This window comes from Marinomonas sp. 15G6-16, assembly GCF_055809555.1.
The window spans coordinates 2,865,406-2,885,646 of record NZ_CM147916.1 but is presented as its reverse complement, the minus strand read 5'-3'; the positions used below and the strand labels follow the sequence as shown (position 1 = coordinate 2,885,646).

Annotated in this window: 15 protein-coding genes and 1 pseudogene; 9 read left to right on the top strand and 7 right to left on the bottom strand. The window is 41.7% G+C overall.

The window, feature by feature from the left end:
• Window positions 1-89 precede the first annotated feature (89 nt).
• The 5 genes from AC0L46_RS13800 to AC0L46_RS13780 form a co-directional block, all read right to left on the bottom strand.
• Window positions 90-2,438, bottom strand: a complete 2,349-nt coding sequence (locus tag AC0L46_RS13800) for a fatty acid cis/trans isomerase (protein ID WP_473504388.1) — start codon at window positions 2,436-2,438, stop codon at window positions 90-92.
• A gap of 145 nt (window positions 2,439-2,583) precedes the next feature.
• Window positions 2,584-3,198 (bottom strand): hypothetical protein, encoded by a 615-nt coding sequence (locus AC0L46_RS13795; protein ID WP_473504386.1) that lies wholly within the window; start codon window positions 3,196-3,198, stop codon window positions 2,584-2,586.
• Window positions 3,199-3,265: 67 nt separating this feature from the next.
• A complete protein-coding gene (locus AC0L46_RS13790) occupies window positions 3,266-3,646 on the bottom strand; it encodes a YacL family protein (RefSeq protein ID WP_347983763.1) in 381 nt (126 codons plus the stop codon).
• An 11-nt stretch (window positions 3,647-3,657) separates the two neighbouring features.
• On the bottom strand, window positions 3,658-4,650 hold the full coding sequence (gene ylqF / locus AC0L46_RS13785; protein WP_473504383.1) for a ribosome biogenesis GTPase YlqF: 993 nt from the start codon (window positions 4,648-4,650) through the stop codon (window positions 3,658-3,660).
• Between the two features lie 347 nt (window positions 4,651-4,997).
• On the bottom strand, window positions 4,998-5,585 hold the full coding sequence (locus AC0L46_RS13780; RefSeq protein ID WP_473504381.1) for an acyl carrier protein phosphodiesterase: 588 nt from the start codon (window positions 5,583-5,585) through the stop codon (window positions 4,998-5,000).
• Window positions 5,586-5,810: 225 nt separating this feature from the next.
• Between AC0L46_RS13780 and AC0L46_RS13775 the strand changes: the two genes are divergently transcribed.
• The 6 genes and pseudogenes from AC0L46_RS13775 (at window position 5,811) to AC0L46_RS13750 (ending at window position 12,316) form a co-directional block, all read left to right on the top strand.
• Window positions 5,811-7,343, top strand: a complete 1,533-nt coding sequence (locus AC0L46_RS13775) for an ABC transporter substrate-binding protein (protein ID WP_473504379.1) — start codon at window positions 5,811-5,813, stop codon at window positions 7,341-7,343.
• A 72-nt stretch (window positions 7,344-7,415) separates the two neighbouring features.
• Window positions 7,416-8,396, top strand: coding sequence for an ABC transporter permease (locus tag AC0L46_RS13770; protein WP_473504377.1), 981 nt, complete (start codon window positions 7,416-7,418; stop codon window positions 8,394-8,396).
• Entirely contained in the window at window positions 8,393-9,334 is a 942-nt protein-coding gene (locus tag AC0L46_RS13765; RefSeq protein ID WP_414680194.1) for an ABC transporter permease, read from the top strand. The genes AC0L46_RS13770 and AC0L46_RS13765 overlap by 4 nt, the downstream gene beginning before the upstream one ends.
• 1 nt (window position 9,335) lies before the next feature.
• Window positions 9,336-10,336, top strand: a pseudogene (locus tag AC0L46_RS13760) (ABC transporter ATP-binding protein).
• Window positions 10,333-11,343 (top strand): ABC transporter ATP-binding protein, encoded by a 1,011-nt coding sequence (locus tag AC0L46_RS13755; RefSeq protein ID WP_473504375.1) that lies wholly within the window; start codon window positions 10,333-10,335, stop codon window positions 11,341-11,343. The pseudogene AC0L46_RS13760 and the gene AC0L46_RS13755 overlap by 4 nt, the downstream one beginning before the upstream one ends.
• Window positions 11,344-11,380: 37 nt before the next feature.
• Entirely contained in the window at window positions 11,381-12,316 is a 936-nt protein-coding gene (locus AC0L46_RS13750; protein ID WP_414680197.1) for a LysR family transcriptional regulator, read from the top strand.
• Window positions 12,317-12,360: 44 nt separating this feature from the next.
• Here AC0L46_RS13750 and AC0L46_RS13745 read toward each other — a convergent pair whose 3' ends face one another.
• Window positions 12,361-14,697, bottom strand: coding sequence for a bifunctional diguanylate cyclase/phosphodiesterase (locus AC0L46_RS13745; protein ID WP_473504373.1), 2,337 nt, complete (start codon window positions 14,695-14,697; stop codon window positions 12,361-12,363).
• Between the two features lie 169 nt (window positions 14,698-14,866).
• Between AC0L46_RS13745 and dbpA the strand changes: the two genes are divergently transcribed.
• From dbpA to guaD, 3 genes are all read left to right on the top strand, one after another.
• Window positions 14,867-16,249, top strand: coding sequence for an ATP-dependent RNA helicase DbpA (gene dbpA, locus AC0L46_RS13740; protein ID WP_473504371.1), 1,383 nt, complete (start codon window positions 14,867-14,869; stop codon window positions 16,247-16,249).
• Between the two features lie 14 nt (window positions 16,250-16,263).
• Window positions 16,264-16,641, top strand: a complete 378-nt coding sequence (locus tag AC0L46_RS13735) for a VanZ family protein (RefSeq protein ID WP_473504369.1) — start codon at window positions 16,264-16,266, stop codon at window positions 16,639-16,641.
• A gap of 141 nt (window positions 16,642-16,782) precedes the next feature.
• A complete protein-coding gene (gene guaD / locus AC0L46_RS13730; protein ID WP_473504367.1) occupies window positions 16,783-18,084 on the top strand; it encodes a guanine deaminase in 1,302 nt (433 codons plus the stop codon).
• 53 nt (window positions 18,085-18,137) lie between these two features.
• On the opposite strand, the gene AC0L46_RS13725 is transcribed toward guaD, so the two are convergent.
• On the bottom strand, window positions 18,138-19,829 hold the full coding sequence (locus tag AC0L46_RS13725; RefSeq protein WP_473504365.1) for a methyl-accepting chemotaxis protein: 1,692 nt from the start codon (window positions 19,827-19,829) through the stop codon (window positions 18,138-18,140).
• Between the last annotated feature and the right edge of the window lie 412 nt (window positions 19,830-20,241).

Genomic DNA, 20,241 nt, shown 5'->3' with positions numbered 1-20,241 from the left:
GGCTTCACTCCTAAAGATACAAGTGGCCAATATTGCAGAGAATGCAGAAGCGCTTCTCTGCTTTGTTTACAGCCACTTCCAGTAACTTATTATTGGTTTTCTAAGCGGTTATAATCCAATATACCGCTTTCTCTTGGTCGGTCTTGCTTGTTCAAATTCGCAATCGAGTCACTGACGAACCAGAAGTTTGGGTTCGTACGACGAATGCCAAAACGATTCAGCAGCTCAATATAATCTGACTTATTTTTTAACTGGGACATTTGCTTCGCCCAAACAAGCAATTCTGCCTCTTCTACTTGCATCAAGACGTTTGGATAATCTCCCAATACTCCCTTCACCAGAGTAATGCCATCTTCTTCCGGCAACCGTGTCGCTTCTTCGTTCAATAAACTCGATATATTGGCGTGAGCTTTGTTGTGAATCACACTAATCACATCTACTGGCACACCCTTATTACTCACCAGAACAATGACAACATTCGGCAAATAAGACAGCCCTTTTCCGCGCACTTTTTGCAGTTCATACAGCCCTGCGACATTTTCAGCAGAAAGCTTACTCTGCTCCAAGTCGTAACTATGGTCCAGCACGTTAGAAAGCTTCACCTTCAGCTTTTCGTACAACTCAGCTTGTCGGTCATTGGATTCATAAGACACCTGAGATTGACGATCCACTTTAATGTAATCGCTAAAAATATAATTTTTGATGGATTGGTTTGCATCTCGATACCAGAACTCACGAATTTTTTGTCTGTCTTCTTTTGGTAATAAAAGTAAAAAATTCATTTCACCTTCCATACGCAAGAAATCCATATACAAGCGAGTGACCAATTGATGCCCAACATTGCCATAAACATCAAAACCCGCCACCAGCAAATAATGAATACGCTCTAAAAGTGGATAATCAATTATCCAAGCTGTTTTGGGATGCTGCCCAACCATACCTTTTACTACGGTGGCATTATCGAAATGGCGGAAAATCGTCAGTGCCGCATTGGTATTTACACCATCGCCATCCCATATTACGTTGAGACCTAATGGCACTTTTCTGCCTATTTCACTCTCAATCAACTTAGCCTTTGAAGACAAATAAGATTTTTGCTGCTCAGAGAAAGTCACCCAAGATGCCAAAGGCAATGCATTACTTGATTCAATTGCAGGCAAATCAAGCTCTTGCACTTGGTCTTCAAGCAGATCAGCAGAGCCTTTGTTATAACCCAACTCAGGATCTAAAAAGTACACCCAAAACTGCTCATTAATCACATTCACAGCAACTTGCCCGCGACACACAGGGCCTTTAATGAAAGCCATAATGGTATTTTGCGCATGATCTAATAGAAAGCGGTAACGGGCATGAGCAGGGATTTCACGAAATGCTTTGAAAGGGTTCGTTGCAACTTTAGGCGCGTAACCTGGATCTTTTGTGACTTGATACTCTTCGCCATAAAAATAAGACTGCCAGCGAGCATAACGCGCTTCATCTAATTGCATCGGAATATGGTTTTTCTGTACTTTAACTTCTGGGTCTGCCCAAAGTCGATAATAGACTCGACTCACACCTGGAGCATCATAAGGCCTGCGCGTTGCAATTAAATCAATCGGTTCACCTGGCGGCGTTTTGGAACGAACAAGCTGAAAACGGAATTCTTCACCATCATCCAAATACAAACTGTATAAATACAAATGCTCATATATGTAACGAGATATCAACTGACCTTTTAGGTCATCTTTATTTAATCGAGACTCCCACAAATCCACTTGCTTTTGAAGGGTTTCCGGTATGGATTTCGCTTCTGGCATTTTGCCGCCTTTCGCCAACCAACGAGTCAATACATCGTATTCACTTGCGCTCAAAGCGGGCAAACCATAAGGCATTCCTAAACTGGGGTGATTCTTTTCTACGCCTGAATATTCTTCAATACTGGAGCACTGCTGCTCTCGAGCCAATGAGAAGTCATACTCATCTGGTAAAACGTCCTGAGTAAAAGCGCCTTGCTGTTTACGCAAAGCAATGGCTCGATATAAAACACTGCCTTGTAGATTCGCTGCAGGCGATTGCGCTCGCTCATTGAGGACGGGATGAAAGCCTTTTTGGCGCCATTCATCCGTCGTTTTTGCATCAATAAATAATCGCGTAGGTGTTGCCGCCAATAAACGAGTGCCATCGTAAACCAAATCTTTTGATCCGCCTCTCTCGATGCCGCTAGGCGCAGTTAATTTCAACTGACAGGGCGCATCGTAACAGGCATGACAAGAAACACAGCGACTGTCTAAAATAGGCTTCACTTCATTATTGTAAAATGCGACATCGCTTTCACTCGTCTCAACAATACGGTTTTCAACGCTTTGCGACCCAAAAACAGAGTCTAATTGTTGTGTTGCATAGACAGCACAACCAGACACCAGCAAGAATGTAAAAACAAGAATGATCCACCGAGACACAATAAAAACCTCTTTGCTGGTTTATCTGGAGTATTTGAGCGTGTTGGAAAATAACGACTAAAAAGCCATCAATACAAGCTTAAGCTATATATAAAAAAACGCCTATAAAGGCGTTTTTAGAAAGAAATAGCAGCTTTAAAGCTGACTACTTGGATTCGTCTTCTTCGATCTCGCCAACAAAATCATCTGGATACTCTTCAGACAACTCGTAAGCATCATCGCCCATATCGTCATTGGCAAGCATCAATGCTTCTTCATAAGCTCCACCAAATTCGATACGCGTAATGTCATATAGATCGTATTCAAAAGTATCATCAAACCAACGAGCATCAGAGCCTATTTCTTCTAGCTCATACGTCACTGCATCAGCACGTATTACGCGGCCTATTTCACAGCTATCTGGCTCAACTTCTTCACGGTGTAATGTCACCAAGCCAAATTCTTCGCTGATATCAATCAACAAAACAGCAAGGTCGTCTAAATCAACTTCTGGGTCAACGACCTCTTCACCACGAAGCGTTAATACTTTCTTCTGAAAATCATTAAAAGGCGCCGGGTGTGCAAAGTCACTAATGTCTTCTAAAAATAGGATTTGGTAGCCGTTAAGGCGAACACTGTCATCCACTAATTGGAGCAAAACCATTTCTTCGTTGGCATCTACAACAAAGCCGTCAGTCCAACTATCTGGTCCGTCTAAGTCTTCACGAAAAATGCGAACAACATTATTTCGAGTACGGGCTTTTTCCAATTCGATGAGCATATCGGCTCCCTAAAAAAACATTTAAATTAATACTGGCTAGTGTAAACCCAGCCAGCGCAAGGAACAACTATTGCAGCACTTCATACCAATTTTCGATCATATTAATCAAATCATCTAAACCACATTCAGCTTGAATACCATCGGTTGATGTTTGATAAAAGCTTTCTTGAGAGTCAAACATGGCTTTTATTTCTTCTTCTGCGGAATCCATGTCCACTTGTCGAATTACAGAAACACCTTCTTCACTCAAAATCACGCTAAAAGGACCGTGTTTAAATTCCGTTGTTTCTTTTTCAGACTCAGCCAATCGCGCCGCCATTAACACGCGCTGTATGCTTTCTAATTCACGCACATACTCAGATACCCATTCACCGATCGCGGCAAACTCGTAACTGGTATAAATGCGGTAAATGCTTTCGTCCTGATCAAAGGCAATTTCATAATCCATGACCCTGAACCTCACTGATTGTCATCTAAATTCTCGCCTGACTTACCGGATTGGGCATCACGATAAGCTCGATTATTTGCACGTTGTCGCTGAGGCACGGCCGCCGCTAATTTTGCTTGCCTTGCTGCTTCTTTCTTTGCTTTTGCCTCTTCGACTAAAAGCTCTTCTCGTGCAATCATTTCTGGGGTTTCCATAACATAAGGACCAATCGCGCCTGTCCTTACATCATTTAAAAAAACTTCTGCCGCTTTATGCATGTCAACTTTACCGCCAGAACGTAAAGCGCCACGCTTGGAACCAATCACCTTCAATACATCATAAGGATCTGAAGCGATTTCTTTTAGTTTATAGCGAGTAGCAAGTGCTTCGTCATAATCTGCCATAAAGAATTTGAGGCCAACTAAAGCCACATCTTCATAGTCGATTGCGGTATCGCGTACAGCGCCAGTAACGGCTAAACGGTAGCTGGCATCTGGGTTTTCTATTTTAGGCCACAAAATACCGGGAGTATCTAACAGTTGAAAACCGTTGGTTACTTTCAGTTTTTGCTGCGCTTTAGTAACAGCAGGTTCGTCGCCGACTTTCGCCACACGGCGACCTAGCAAGGCGTTCATTAAGCTGGACTTACCTACATTGGGAATCCCTGCAATCATGGCTCTAATCGGCTTTTCAGCCGTTCCACGATGGGGCACCATTTGCCCAACCCATTGGCTAATTTTAGCGACATCTGACTTATCCAAAGTAGAAAATGGATGCGCCAATATGCGGTCGTTACCTCGCCAATGGTCAAGCCATAAGTCTAAACGCGCTTTATCTGCCAAATCTTTTTTGTTTAATAAACGAAGGACAGGAACATCGCCTCGTAAGGTACTTAACATAGGGTTTTGGCTAGAATCAGGAATACGGGCATCTAATACTTCGATGACTATATCCACTTGCGTCATGACTTCTTCGATTTCTCGACGCGCTTTGTTCATGTGCCCTGGATACCACTGAACGCCCACCTAATTCCCCCTATTGTTATGATTACCTTTATGGCCGAGTGTTAAGAAAGGTTTATCCACACGCTGAAGCCAGTGAACTTGTTCGTACCTTCCTTAAATCAGTTCGACCAAGTTTTTGCGGTGGCGGATTCTACCACAAGTTCTGACGAGATAGAGTAAATACTACGTATATCTCACTGATAGATTTCCTCCTGACTTAAGTCAAGGTGAATCCCAACAAAAGATTTACACTCTCTATGGCTTAATTAATAGGCATTAGAAATCTGCATCTATTTCCTATTATTAAGTTGTTCTTAAATGTGACCTGTTAGCCAGGGCTGCGTGTGGCCCTGGCTTTTTTCACAATATCACTTGCCCTTTCCACTTTTCGTTTCTTCAGCAACAAAATCGAGTAAATCTGGATACAAGCTTAAAAAAGGTTCTTCGGCTTGTTGAATTACGTCAGGTAATTCGTCAAGAAAATCTTGCAAGTAGTGTCCGTGCTGCCACCTTCTCATAATAGAGCAAATGGCTTTTTCTACCCCTTCATGCGTTCCCAAGCTAGACAACCAATTATGCTGCTCTAATGAGCTAATCATATTGAATAAGCGCTCTGGGCTACGATCTTTGTCTTTGGACAACTCATCTACCGCTTGATCACAAAAACGTCCCAAAGGCACAGAGCTAAACCGATCCCAATATTGAATCAACCAGTAATCCATTGCTATGTCTTGAACAATGCCTGCAAATCGACGTCGCCCTTTTCTAGGCATAGAACGAAACGCCAAACTCGCTTCATGCTGGTCAACCATCACATCCACTTGCTGATGCAAACACCACCCCATGAGTAAGTCTTCATCTAACGATGAAGGATCAACAGGAAAATCACCTAGTAAATTCCCTAACCAAGAAGTGTCTGTTTCAGCCGCAATATGTAAATGCGCAAAATAATTCATAACTGCTTATCTATATGATTTGAATGGGTTCAATAGAACATAAATCACGACGCAATATATCTAAATCAACCCATCTTGCTGTCTTTTTACTCAATTTTTTGTAAAAATGATTTTTCGTCTAAGTGGTCAGCATGAATATCAAAAGAGAGTATGCGCAGCAGCGCTCATTCCTTTTTGTTAAAGACCGCTTCATTATAAAGAGCCAAGAATACAAGGCCGATACACATGAATATAAAAGCTATTATAGTCTGCTGTTTGGCTTCCATCATATGGAATAGTGCTTTTGCAACCACATTACGTATGGCCTTTGATGCAGACCCAGTTTCATTAGATCCACATGAACACCTTTCAGAAGGTACTTTGCAGTTTTCCCATTGGGTGTTTGATCCTTTATTAAGATGGAATAGACAAGGTGAATTAGAAGCCAGATTGGCAACCAAATGGCAACGTCTCGACTCCCGTACCATTCGTTTCTTCTTACGCGAAAATGTTCACTTTCATTCAGGCAATCCCTTCACTGCAGAGGATGTGGCTTATACGATTAATCGCTTAAAAAAGTCACCTGACTTTCGAGCTATGTACGATTCGATTGAGTCAACCAGCATCATTGATAATCATACAATCGATGTACACACAACCACATCTAACCCCTTATTACTTAATATCATGACATATGTTTTTCCAATGGATAAAAGCTTCTACCAAGGGCGAGACGAAATTATTAAACACGGCAATTCTTTCGCTTCTGAGCATGTCTCCGGTACAGGCCCTTTTATTCTAGTCGATCGAAAATTGGGAAATCGAATGGAACTAGTACGTGATAAAAATTATTGGGATACAAAATCGAAAGGCAATGTTGATCAAGTAATATTAACGCCGATTCGTGCCGATTCGACTAGGCTGTCAGCGCTTTTTTCTGGCGATGTAGATTTTATCTTCCCAATTTCTCCCGTTGATATTGCCCGCACAGAAAGAACTCCCGGAATTCAAGTGGTCACCATTCCAAGTACGCGGACCATCTTGCTACACATGAACCAAGATCGACGCCCAGAGTTCAAAGAGATCCGAGTAAGACAAGCTATTAACCTAGCTATTAATCAAAAGCTCATCGTAGAAAAAATATTAAAAGGACATGGTACACCCGCTGGACAACTCACTCCTGACAGCTTCGTCGGTCATCTAAAAGGCGTAGAACCAAACTACGATTTATCAAAAGCCCTTAAATTAATGAAAGAAGCGGGTTACGAGCAGGGCTTTCGTATCAGTATGATGGCGCCCAACAACCGCTATTTAAACGATGAAAAAGTGGCTCAAGCCATTTCCGCAATGCTCGCTAGAATCAACATCATAGTGGATTTAAAAACCTTACCCAAAGCTCAATACTTTAAAGAGTTTGATAATCGAAGCGCAGATATTATGATGCTTGGCTGGCAATCAGATACCATGGACGCTAACAATCCATTTGAGTTTATTATTGCCTGCTCGGATGTTAATACAGGGTTAGGTGTCTATAATGCTAGCGGTTATTGCAACCCTAGTATTGATCAAAAAATCCAACAAGCAAATCGTGAAATGACTCCAGAGAAACGTAAACAATTATTGCAAGAAATCGAGCAGACACTGTATGACGACTCGCCTATTGTTCCTCTATATTGGCAGCCTCTTACTTGGGCCGCAAAAAACAAAGTTAAAATCCAAGATATCATTAACGATATGAACCACCCTTATTTGGGAGATTTAGTCATTGAAGACGAATAGAAGCAAAGAGTGCTTTAATAAACCTATCACAAACAACATGACTCCAATATTAAATGGGAACACTGTCATCTAATGCTGATTTTTTTACTCCGTCGATTAATGCAGGCCTGCTTTGTGATGATCTGCATCAGTGTGATCAGCTTTGCCGTACAAGACAGACTAGGTGACCCTGTTCAACAAATGGTTGGCCTGACTGTTTCACAAGATGAACGAAATCAGTTACGTGAAGAGCTTGGCCTCAATGATAGCTTTTTAAGTCAATATTTTCGCTTTGCAAAAGGCGCAATACAAGGCGATTTGGGTACATCATATTATTATAAACAACCAACACTGGAAGTGATTTTTCAAAAAGTCCCTGCCACATTGGAGCTGGCTTTTTGTGCCATTATATTAGTTATATTAGTGGCAACGCCCTGTGGTGTTTTAGCAGCAATCAAACCCAAGCATCCAGTATCCAGGCTACTTATGATCATCAGTTCTATCGGGCTCTCAGTACCTATTTTCATTGTGGCTATATTTATGGTGTATTTCTTCTCCATTGAATGGAGTTTAGCGCCCAGTTTTGGCCGAGGACAAACCACAGAAGTATTTGCTATTTGGGATAGCGGGCTGTTCACAAAAGATGGTTTGCATCATTTATTGCTTCCTAGTTTATCACTCGCCATCGCATTAATGCCCATATTCATTCGTTTGATTCGAGCAGAAATGATGGAAGTTTTACAATCTGAATACATTCGATTTGCTTGGTCAAAAGGTCTTTCTGCTCCGCGAGTTTATTTTATTCATGCGCTTAAGAACACCATGTTACCAGTGATCACCGTCGGCGGAATACAGGCAGGAACGCTGGTTGCCTATACCATTTTGACAGAAACTATTTTCCAATGGCCCGGTATGGGCTTTCTCTTTATGGATGCTGTAAGTCGGGTTGATACTCCACTTATTTCTGCCTATTTAATGGTTGTCGGTGCCATGTTTGTTATTACCAATACATTGGTGGATGTGATCTACGGTTTAGTAAACCCAACCGTACGTTTAGCGAGTCATGGATCATGAGAGAAATTAAAAAAGACCTTATCCATCACCCTATTTCAGGCAGTCGCTTGAGCCATATGTGGTCTGGTTTTATCGGTGATAAACTAGCGGTACTTGCCCTGCTTATTTTTATTTTCTACTGTTTAGTGTCTTTTCTCGCTCCTTTATTAGCGCCATTCGACATTAATAGCCTCACATTTATAGATCTGACTAATTCGGAAATTGCACCAAGCTGGATTAGCCACGACTACCGCTTTCTGTTAGGTACAGACGCGCAAGGGAGAGATTTACTGTCCGTCATTTTGTACGGTACACGACTTTCATTGACTATCGGTTTATGTGCCGTAGCAATACAAGCCACGTTAGGTATATGTATTGGATTAATAGCGGGATATTTAGGTGGACGTATCGATAATTTCTTAATGCGTTGTGCCGACATTCAGCTGTCTTTTTCAAACATGATGGTCGCTATTGTATTCTTAGCAATCTTCCAATCCATCTTTGGTATTGCCATGTACCAACAGCTTGCTATGGTCATCCTCATTTTGGTAATTGGATTAAGCGAATGGCCTCTTTTTGCTCGTACTGTCCGAGCTTCAGTATTGGCAGAGAAGCAGCAAGAATACGTGGATGCAGCCAGAGTCATGGGCATCAGCTCTAAACGTATTATGTTCCGTCACATTTTACCCAATACCTTGTCACCTATTCTGGTGATTTTTACTGTTCAAATTGCCAACGCAATTGTCGCTGAAGCGGCGTTATCTTTTCTTGGCTTAGGCATGCCTGTTACAGAGCCTTCACTTGGTTCACTAATTTCTGATGGTTTCACCTACATGTTCTCTGGTTCATGGTGGATCTGTGTTATTCCAAGCGCCACACTGATTATCTTAATTCTGGCAATGAATATGCTTGGAGATTGGCTTCGTGATCACCTAAACCCAAAGGTGTATAAAGATTAATATGAATCTACTTAGCGTTAGCCATTTACACGTCAGCTTCCAAGTAAAAAAGCGAGAACTCGCGGCTTTAATTGACGTCAGCTTCACTCTGAATCGAGGAGAACGTATTGCTATTGTAGGTGAATCTGGAGCTGGTAAATCTATATTAGGTTTCTCTATTGTAAATCTCATCAGCAAGCCTGGTTTTATCAAGTCAGGCTCTGTGAAATTGGAAAAAAAGAAATCACCAAAATGAATTTGCGCCAGTTACAAGAAGTCCGTGGCAAGCGCATCGCAATGATATTTCAAGACCCAATGATGACATTAAACCCTGTCATCACCATTGGCGACCAACTAGTAGAAACCATTCGTAGTCATACGAAAATCACCTACAAAGATGCCCGAAACATTGCCATCAAAAAGCTCCAGCATGTCCAAATCTCATCGCCAGAAAAACGCTTTGACCAGTACCCACATGAGTTGTCTGGCGGTATGAGACAAAGGGTTATCATCGCGTCTGTTCTTCTACTCAACCCAGATATCATCATTGCAGATGAGCCAACCACAGCATTGGATGTCACCATTCAAGCAGAAATACTCCAGCTACTACTGGATATTTGTCATGATAATGGTGTCGCTTTGATATTAATCAGCCATGATCTCGGCGTAGTTTCTAAAGTAGCTGAACGAACGCTGGTTATGTATGCAGGACGAATTGTTGAAGAAGGGCCTACGTTAGAGATCATTAACGACCCCCAACACCCTTATACGCAAGGTTTATTGAATGCTTTGCCACAAATGACGTTACCAGGGCAACGCTTGAACCAAATTCAAGGCAGCATGCCTTCATTAACAGAGCGTCCAACGGGCTGTGCTTTTCACCCAAGATGCCCTTATGCCACAGAGAAATGCCAACAAGAGCAACCAAACTTTATTCACAGCGGAGTTTCTAGCGTATCCTGCTTTCTTGTAGAAGATATGGTGAATGAGTTTTCTGCTCAGGATTTGGAGGTTAACGAATGAACCAACCTTTAATCCAAATCAGCAACCTCGAAAAAGCATTCGCTAGCAACGACAGTTGGCTCAAACAATGGCGTTTTCAAAATGGTAAATTTAGACACCACAAAGACAATATACATGCCTTGAATGGCGTCAACCTGACTATCTATCAAGGTGAAACTTTGTGTATCGTGGGTGAAACTGGTTGCGGTAAATCTACTCTCGCCCGAACTATTATGGGCCTGACAACACCTACTTCAGGTGAAATTCATTATCTTGATCAACGCATTGATCACTTAAACAATAAACAACGCATGCTTTTCCGCCGACGCATGCAAATGGTGTTTCAGAATCCTTATGCGTCATTAAATCCAAGAATGACAATTTATCAGACACTAAACGAGCCTATTGCATTTCATAACCCTCAGCTCACAAGAACTGAAATCGATGAAAAAATTGATGCTCTCTTAGAGTCAGTTGGTATCTCAGCATCAAGCTCAGATCGCTACCCTCATGAATTTTCAGGAGGACAACGCCAACGCATTAGTCTTGCTCGTGCCCTATCAGTGGAGCCTGATTTCATTGTTGCTGATGAGCCTTTGTCTGCATTAGATGTATCTGTTCAAGCTCAGGTGTTAAATCTAATGATGGACAAGCAGGAAGAACATAACCTCAGCTATCTTTTTATCACCCATGATCTTGCTGTTGTGGAGCATTTCGCGACCCGCGTTGCGGTTATGTATTTGGGGCGAATATGTGAATTAGCGTCAACAAATGACTTATTTAGCCGCCCTAAGCACCCTTATACTCGAGCACTTTTATCCGCCATTCCACGCTTAGATAGCAACGCGACACAACCCATTAAATTAATTGGTGAAGTCCCAACGCCAATTGAAAAGCCTATTGGATGTGTATTCCAAGCCCGCTGTCCTTATGCGAACCAACGTTGCTATGAAGAGTCTCCAAACATGCTCCTTCAGAGTGATTCTAGCAGTGTCGCCTGCCATGCTGTTGAGGAGGAGAGAATATGATTCATTTGTTTTCTCTTGTTTGCCGTAAGGAGGTCACATGGAAATAAGGTGGCTTGAGGATTTTATTGCACTCGCAAAAACACGTCATTTTTCTCGTGCAGCTGACGAACAGAACGTAACGCAGCCAACATTTAGTCGACGTATTAAATTACTCGAAGAAGAAATGCGCGTTATTCTAATTGACCGAAACACTCTGCCTTTGTCACTAACACCAGCAGGCGAAGTCTTTTTGCAAAGTGCCGAGCTCATCACTCGACAAATCAGAGACACGAAAGAACGTTGTCAGGAAATAAAAAAACAAGAAGAGTCTCAAGTACGCTTTGTGACCACACAAACTCTCTTCTTGAGTTTTTATAAAGAAGTGATTGAGCCATTTTGCCAGTCTATAGAAATGGATTTAGACATCAATATGAAGTCAAGTTCATGGTTAGGTATCGACTTCATTAACTCATTAATGGATCAGCAATGCGATATCATGCTGTGTTATTGGCATCCTGCTATCAATTTTATTCGCGCTCTTGATGACGAACAATATGAGCACATTGTTATAGCACAGGAAACGCTTATCCCATGCAGCGCGACAGATGATTCCGGGGAGCCCAAGTTCCCCCTACCAGGCACAAAACGCAAGCCTCTTCCTTATATTGGCTATTATGAAAACTCATTTTTACAGCCTGTTATCCATCACCACATACAAAGACAAAGAGACATACCGCAACTACAAACTTTGTCTGAGAATTATCATTCAGTCAGCATAAAAGCCATGGTGAAAGAAGGTTATGGCATTGGCTGGATTCCACAACGCCTTATGTCGGATACTTTAAATTATGGAAAGATTGCCATTGCAGGAGAAGAGAATTGGCATATCCCGCTAGAGATTCGTTTGTATCGATCCAAGCTAAACCATAACCCAAATCTCACCCAATTCTGGGAAGCATTAAAAGAAAAAGTACGGAATAATAATTCATTGTAAGTCTTTAGTATTCCGTCACTTAGTGACGGAAAGAAGCTCTTAGACTAAAGGGAATCCTGTTGATTCAAAGCAAGTATCATAGGGTCTGTGCCCATTGAGTTAGCGCCTAATGCTTTACTAAAGAAGTAACCTTGGCCAATGTCACAGCCAAACTCTTGCAGCATGATTAGTTGGTCGATATTTGTAATGCCTTCTGCAATCACTTTTAAATTCAAGTTATGGCTTAAAACAATGATCGCATGCGTTAACGCCGCGTGATTATGGTCTTCAATAATGTCCCGAATAAAGACTTGATCGATCTTGATATAGTCGAAAGGAAGATCTTTTAAGTAACTCAAACTTGAATAGCCAGTACCAAAATCATCAATTGCTAATTTGATTCCTAAGCGGCTAATTTGTCGTAGCAATTCAGCACAGCCTTCGGCATCTTCAATCAAAATAGATTCTGTTACTTCAATTTCTAATAAGCCTGGATCTACTTTATATCTGTCTAATAAGTCTAATAATTTAGGTAGGAAATCGACTCTTTTCAACTGAGCCGCAGAACAGTTAATTGCAATTGGCGGTACACAAATACCCTGCTCTTGCCACTCAACAATATGTCTGAGTGCTTGTTCAATAACCCATTCACCTAAAGGAAGGATAATACCGGTTTGCTCAGCTAGAGGGATAAACTCAGCCGGGGATACCGCACCTAACTCTTCATCATTCCAACGTAATAGTGCTTCCATTCCAACACAGCGCTCAGTCACGATGTCTACTTTAGGCTGAAAGTGCAATTCAATTTCTTCGTTTGCTAAGGCATGCCTCAAGCGAGATTCAATTCGTACGTTGCGAACTAGCTTTTTACCCATTTCTCCATCATAAAAATGATAGGTTGCTCGCCCAGAATTCTTCGCTTGATAAACCGCCATATCAGCATTTTTTATCAAGGTGACAGCATCGGTACCAAAGTCTGGAGCCAACGCCACACCTATCGAACAACCTATATTCAAAGTACGGCTGTCAACAAAATAGCTTTGACTAATTTGTAATATAACCTCTTTAACCAACTCTTTGAGTTTCACTGTATCTTGAGCATCATCTTCGGTGACAATAGCAAGAAAAGCGTCTCCTCCTAAATAGCCAATAATCGCTTCATTTGGCAGAGAAGCCGTCAAGCGTTGTGCCACTTTTGCCAACAACTTATCGCCCACTTCATGACCAAAGGCGTCATTTATCGTTTTAAAATGATCTAAATCTAATACCAGAGTCGCTAACCATTTATCCTCTTTCTGACAGTCAGCCATTAACTCATCAAGAACTTGTTGCACTCGATAACGACTCAACAGTCCTGTCAGTTCATCAATCTCAAGTCGCTGAGTTGCCGCTGCCAGGGCTGAATGGTAGATGTGAGAGAGTTTTCGAGTATAAAAAGCCAGAATGCACGCAAGCACCATAAAGAAAACAAAGGGGCTGATAACATATCCCCATGAAACATTAGGTCTCGCAGCAGCGGAATAAAGTGTGTCAATTCGCCACTGACGACCAGCAAAAGAAAGATAGTCCGTATTGTACTCGTCATCATTCCAAGTAGTTTCTGCAACATTTGCCGAACTCGAGAACCAAACTGGATCTCCTTTTGATGTCACATCAGCAATACGATAAAGCAAATCTTGGCTATTTAACGCACCGGAACTGTTAAGAAGCGTACCTACTCTGAAGTACACACCAACTATGCCATGAAAGCCTGATGGATCGGTCATTTTCCCTGCACGTAACCCGACAGGCAAATATACTGGCAGCCTTATTACCAAAGTATCAGAGAATGCGCTTTCAGCCCAACCAGGGAAAGACACAATCATGGGTTCAGACAAGGTATAAGTAAGAGAGCTTCGTGACGCTTTTACCGCCCCCAGATATTTATGTAGAGGAGACAAAATATCTGAGCCGTAGGAAAGCTTATCCGGATAGCCTAATGCGATTGGCAAATACTCCTTACGATCGCCTTCAGGGTGAATCGTAAAGTCATTTCCTAATATGTTTTTTTGCGAGCTCTCGTATTCAGCTCGTTTGTTATTCGGGACATATTGAGCAAAATAAAAACCAATGCTGGAAGGGGCTGATAGGCCTTGAGTAAAATGAGCAAAATGCTCTGGCGTGATTTGTTCTCGAGTAGATTGCATTAAAGAAGCAATAGCGGAAGCATAAGATGAATACTTTTGTAGCTCATCATCTAGCTGACGAGTAAAGGCCATGCTAGAAAACTTTTCATCTCTTTCTATGTGATTTGCAGACTCGAAATAGATACCAAGGCTGCTGAATACGCCACACAAAAGTACAATAAGAAAAATCATATAATGGGCTTTTTTGCTTTTTACGCAATTTTTTAAAGTAATCATTATTGACTCATTATTATTAAATAAAATACTTGGGTGACTGTTTCATTCCCTTAACAACTACTTTACCTAAAAAGTTCTCCTCCAACACGGTATAAATGGTGAAGAAAAGTATTTACTGTGTATTTCTGTTATCCTTCGCCCATCAACTCTTATTCTAGACAGGCATTTTGTGACCGAATTTAACCATACTTTAACCAAACTCCTCCCAACCAAACTGACTGCTTTGCTATCGGACATGGGATTCACTTCTTTCACGCCTGTTCAGGAACAAAGCTTACCGCCTATTATTGATGGCAAAGACATTCTTGCCCAAGCTCAAACAGGCAGCGGTAAAACTCTTGCTTTTGCCATTGGCTTATTACTGAAAATCAATCCACGCTTTTTCGGTGTACAAGCTTTAGTAATGTGTCCGACTCGTGAACTTGCAGACCAAGTATCTAAAGAAATTCGCAAGGTGGCGCGCTTTCAAGACAATATCAAAGTATTGAGTTTGTGTGGCGGCATGCCTTTTGGCCCACAAATTGGCTCCTTGGAACACGGTGCGCACATTGTTGTTGGCACACCAGGACGTTTGATGGAACACCTTCGTAAAGGCACGTTACGATTGAATGCACTAAACACATTAGTGCTGGATGAAGCAGATCGCATGTTAGACATGGGATTTGTCGACAGCATTCGTGAAGTGGTTGAGTTAACACCAAGTAATCGCCAAACCTTGTTATTCTCTGCCACCTATGGGGACGACATTGAAGCCATCAGTGCAGAATTCCAAAACAATCCGATCAGCATCAAGGTTGAAGCTGACGAAGATTTAAAACCCAACATAGAACAATTTTTTGTTCGTAGTGAGAACAAAGATAAGTGCGAAACTTTATTAGCGGCGCTACAACATTTTGAACCACGCCAAGCGATTGTTTTCTCTAACACAAAAGCAGAATGCCAAGCGGTCGCAGACTGGCTGGTTGATCACAAAGTTGCAGCGCAAGCCATTCATGGCGATCTTGAACAAAGAGACCGTGACCAAGTATTGGTTCGTTTCAGTAACCAAAGTAGCTGTGTTCTAGTGGCAACCGATGTTGCTGCTCGCGGTATCGACGTGAAAGAAGTGGACCTTGTGGTGAACTATGACACAACACGCGACACAGACGTTCACACTCATCGCATTGGCCGAACCGGTCGTGCTGGCGCAGCAGGTGTTGCCGTTAACTTGGTAACATCAAAAGACGATTACAAAGTTCGTGACATTGAAGAGCGCTTTTCCACTACAGCAAACTTTATTGAACTTGAACAAGCAGACGCTCACTATCGTTTAATTCCACAGAAAACCACCATATCATTTGATGCGGGTCGTAAAAATAAACTACGCCCTGGTGATATTCTTGGCGCGCTCACAGCAGGTATCGGTTTAGATAAAAACCAAGTAGGTAAAATTGATATTTTCGATTTCCGCGCTTATGTTTCTGTCGATAATGATGTTGCTAAAAAAGTCGTCAAAGAATTGGAAAACAAGAAAATCAAAGGCCGTAATATTCGCGCGCGTATTTTACGCTAAACGGCTTTATGGTCATGGATAAAGCATCACTCTTCCGTTTCTATCGATGGTTCAGCTCTCCGGCAGTGCAAACTGCCGGTTTTGTTCTTGGTGGGCTTATCATCAGTTTGGCAACGCTTTTACCTGCGGAGAATCTCCCGCCTGCCCCAGGATCAGATAAGCTTCATCACATCATTGGCTTCGGTGGCTGGACGCTCATGTGTGCTTTCGGCCCAATAAAGCGTTTCACTTATATGGCGTTGTTGATCATCTTTTGGGGCGGTGCGATTGAACTGATACAACCAAGTGTTAACCGTTACGGTGAATGGCTTGATTTCTATGCCGATGCCTTAGGCGTTGCCATTGTCTTTGTTATTAGATTTATTCTGACTCGATTTCCTTCATTGAAGTAGCTTTCGCTTACCCATCAAACAATAGAAAAATAGAAATTTCGTACACTTTGCTTTCTGTCATAATGAAAGCATTGGAAAGAACTGATAAAGTATAACCACTCGGTCAAATTTCTATTTTACAAAACATCAAAGAGAGACATCATGAGCCAACTAAAAGCCTGGCGCGCCGCCATTGTTCATTGCATCGCAGACCCAAAAGACGTCGGCATCCAAGCGGCTTATGAGTATTTCGAAGACGGTTTATTGGTCGTTGAAGACGATACAATCCACGCCCTTGGCGATGCCAACACCTTGTTAGCCGATTTGCCAAACGACCTTGTGGTTGAGCATCATCCAGACGCCATCATCACACCGGGGTTTATTGATACTCACATTCATTATCCTCAAACCGATATGATCGGTTCTTACGGCGAACAACTGCTAACTTGGCTGAACACTTATACTTTCCCTGAAGAAAGTAAATTCAGCGACAAAACTCATGCTCGCGATGTAGCAGACCGATTCTTAAAAGAACTGTTGCGCAACGGCACAACCACCGCACTGGTTTTCGGCACAGTTCATAAAGTTTCTGTAGACGCCTTCTTCGAAGCCAGTGAAGTGCATAACCTTCGCATGATTTGTGGCAAAGTCATGATGGATCGCAACGCGCCAGATTACTTAACGGACACGCCAGAAAGCAGCTATCAAGAAAGCAAAGAGCTCATCGATACTTGGCACAACAAGGGCCGTTTGCACTACGCCATTACACCGCGTTTCGCGCCCACCAGCTCAGACGAACAACTGCAACTTGCTGGTAAATTACTAAGCGAATACGACGACGTTTATCTTCACACACACCTTTCTGAAAACAAAGACGAATGCGCTTGGGTACAAGAGCTGTTTCCTGACAGCAAAAACTACCTAGACGTTTATGATCAGCACAAGCTACTAAGTGAACGTTCAGTCTTTGCTCACGGCATTCACCTGTGTGACAGCGAATACCACAGACTGCATGAAACAGGCTCAGCCATTTCTTTCTGCCCAACATCCAACTTATTCATTGGTAGCGGATTGTTTAAGCTAAACAAAGCTGAAGAACATAAGGTTAACGTAGGATTAGGCACAGACGTGGGCGGCGGAACCAGTTTCTCCTTGTTGCAAACTATGAATGAAGCTTACAAGGTGATTCAATTACAAAACGAAAACCTCAGCCCAATTAAATCCCTTTACCTTGCCACATTAGGCGGCGCGAAAGCCCTTCGTTTGGAAGATAAAATTGGTAACCTTGCGGTGGGAACAGAAGCGGATTTTCTTATTTTAGACACCAAAGGCACGCCATTATTGGAATCGCGTTTGGCACTTTCGAAAGGCATTGAAGAGTCTTTGTTTGTCCTCATGACCATTGGCGATGACAGAGCCATACAAGCCACCTACTCTGCAGGACAGTGCGTACATAAACGCTGAGGTCAAAACACAACAACATGTGAAGACAATGTCTTCACATGTTGTTGAATAATTTATACTTTAAATTGCTGTATGCTTTGATTTAACTCGTCAATACTGATCGCCATGCTACCATTCGCTTCAGAGCACTTCTGCGTACCTTTCGTCGTATTTATCGAAATTTCTTGAATATTATCGATACTTTTATGAATATTTTTCGCCACTTGAGATTGCTCTTCAACCGCCGCAGAAATTTGTATATTCAAATCCGAAATACTGTTCACAGCAGTAAAGGCCTCATTAAAGATGCTAACAGTTTCATTGCTGTACTGAAGGCATTCTTCCGTTTTTTGATTACCTGCTAACATACTAGCAACAGCCTCTTTTGCACCTAATTGTAATTTTTCAATTAGAGCTTGAATACTTACTGTCGCCTCTTGAGTACGCTGAGCCAGAGTGCGAACTTCATCTGCCACAACGGCAAAACCTCGGCCTGTTTCACCAGCACGAGCCGCTTCAATCGCTGCATTTAAAGCTAATAAATTAGTTTGTTCGGCAATCCCTTGAATCGCTTCTAAAACCGTCCCTATGTTTTCTGTTTCTTCTGCTAAAGCTTCTAGATCGTTTGATGTTTTAGACACCTCAGCTGCCATTTCATTAATAATTTTCTGCGTGGTAGCAGCGCTATTTTTACCCTCTTCCACACTGTGCTTTACTCTCTCGGCAAGATTTGAGGCTTGCGTAGTACTTTGTGATATTTCATCCGTCGCAAGGCTCATTTCTGTCACTGCATGGGTAACCATTTCTGTTTCATGACCTTGCTCTTGTATGTTCTTTTCATTTTGATTCATTAGATCAACAGAGATCTTAGACAATTCTTGCAAAGCAACACTAGACGATCCAATTTGCAACATGGTGACAGCCAATTTTTCGACAAATCTATCAAAAGACCGAGAAACCGCAGCCACTTCATCTTTACCCGTTTTATTTAGACGAACAGTAAGATCACCATTTCCATTAGACACTTCCTCTAACTGATCTTTTAATTCATTAATAGGTTTCGCAATCGTTCGCCCAATCACAACACCTAATAAAATGGAAACAATCACAGAAATCACCAAACCTACTGAAATCAGATAAATCGCTGTCAGCTCGTATTCTTCTGCATGCTTCGCCGATGTTGCTGTAAACTCTTGAATTTGGTGCAAAGCATTTAACAATTCATGATCGAATTCTGTCTGATGCTTTTCAAGCAAATGAATTTCATTAACACTCTCTAGAACTTGCCCCTTTGCTATTTTTTCCTGAATCACCACAGTTTCACTATGCAAAGTGACATAATGCTCTTCAATGGTTTTTAAAACCTGACTAAAATCAGCAAACTTATCTGCCGTAAATTGGGTTTGCGCTGAACCAATCGCTCTCTCCACCAATGTATTTGCTTCATGCAATTCTTTTTCAATACTGGCAGAAAGTGCTTTAGATCTCTCAATCTCACTTAAAACGGCTTCCTGCTTACTTTTGCCAACCAAAACCAAAGAGGCTTCAAAAGCACTTCTCTCAAATGAAATAACCTGCTGAAGTTGATGTTCAGCAACTTGAGTAAGTATATTGGTTAAAGGAACATCAATTTCTGCAATATCAACGATCTCTTTGCCGATATTTTTCATTTGAGACAAGGTTATCCAACCCAGAGATATAACTACTATGATTTGAGCTAGCGTCAACATAGATATTTTGTGCACTATTTTAAAGTTGTTCATCATATTTCTTTCCACTCTGAGTTTTTCAGTATTTCTTAAGTGAAATAGTCTTACAAAACAAGGTATAGTTGTAGTCTTTTAGCGTACGGTAAGTGTCTCATCATGTTGTGTTTTGTAATAATACAAACACTATGCTTTGGCTCATATTCCTTTCCAGATAACTTAAACAGATTTAGATATAAACCACTTTTACGGGGTCATATTCTTGTTTCTTCATTCTTGTATTTAAAAGGCTCCAATGCATTCGCTACAGGACAAGTAACTGATTGAATGGATACATTCGATATTGTTAAGTTAGTGGGCAAGCTACACAAAAAATACGACACCCAACCAAAGAAGTCGTTAAAGAAGGCTTCACCATTTCTCTACATTTAGCTGAAGCCATTAATGAATATGGAATTAAAGGTGTAATCGT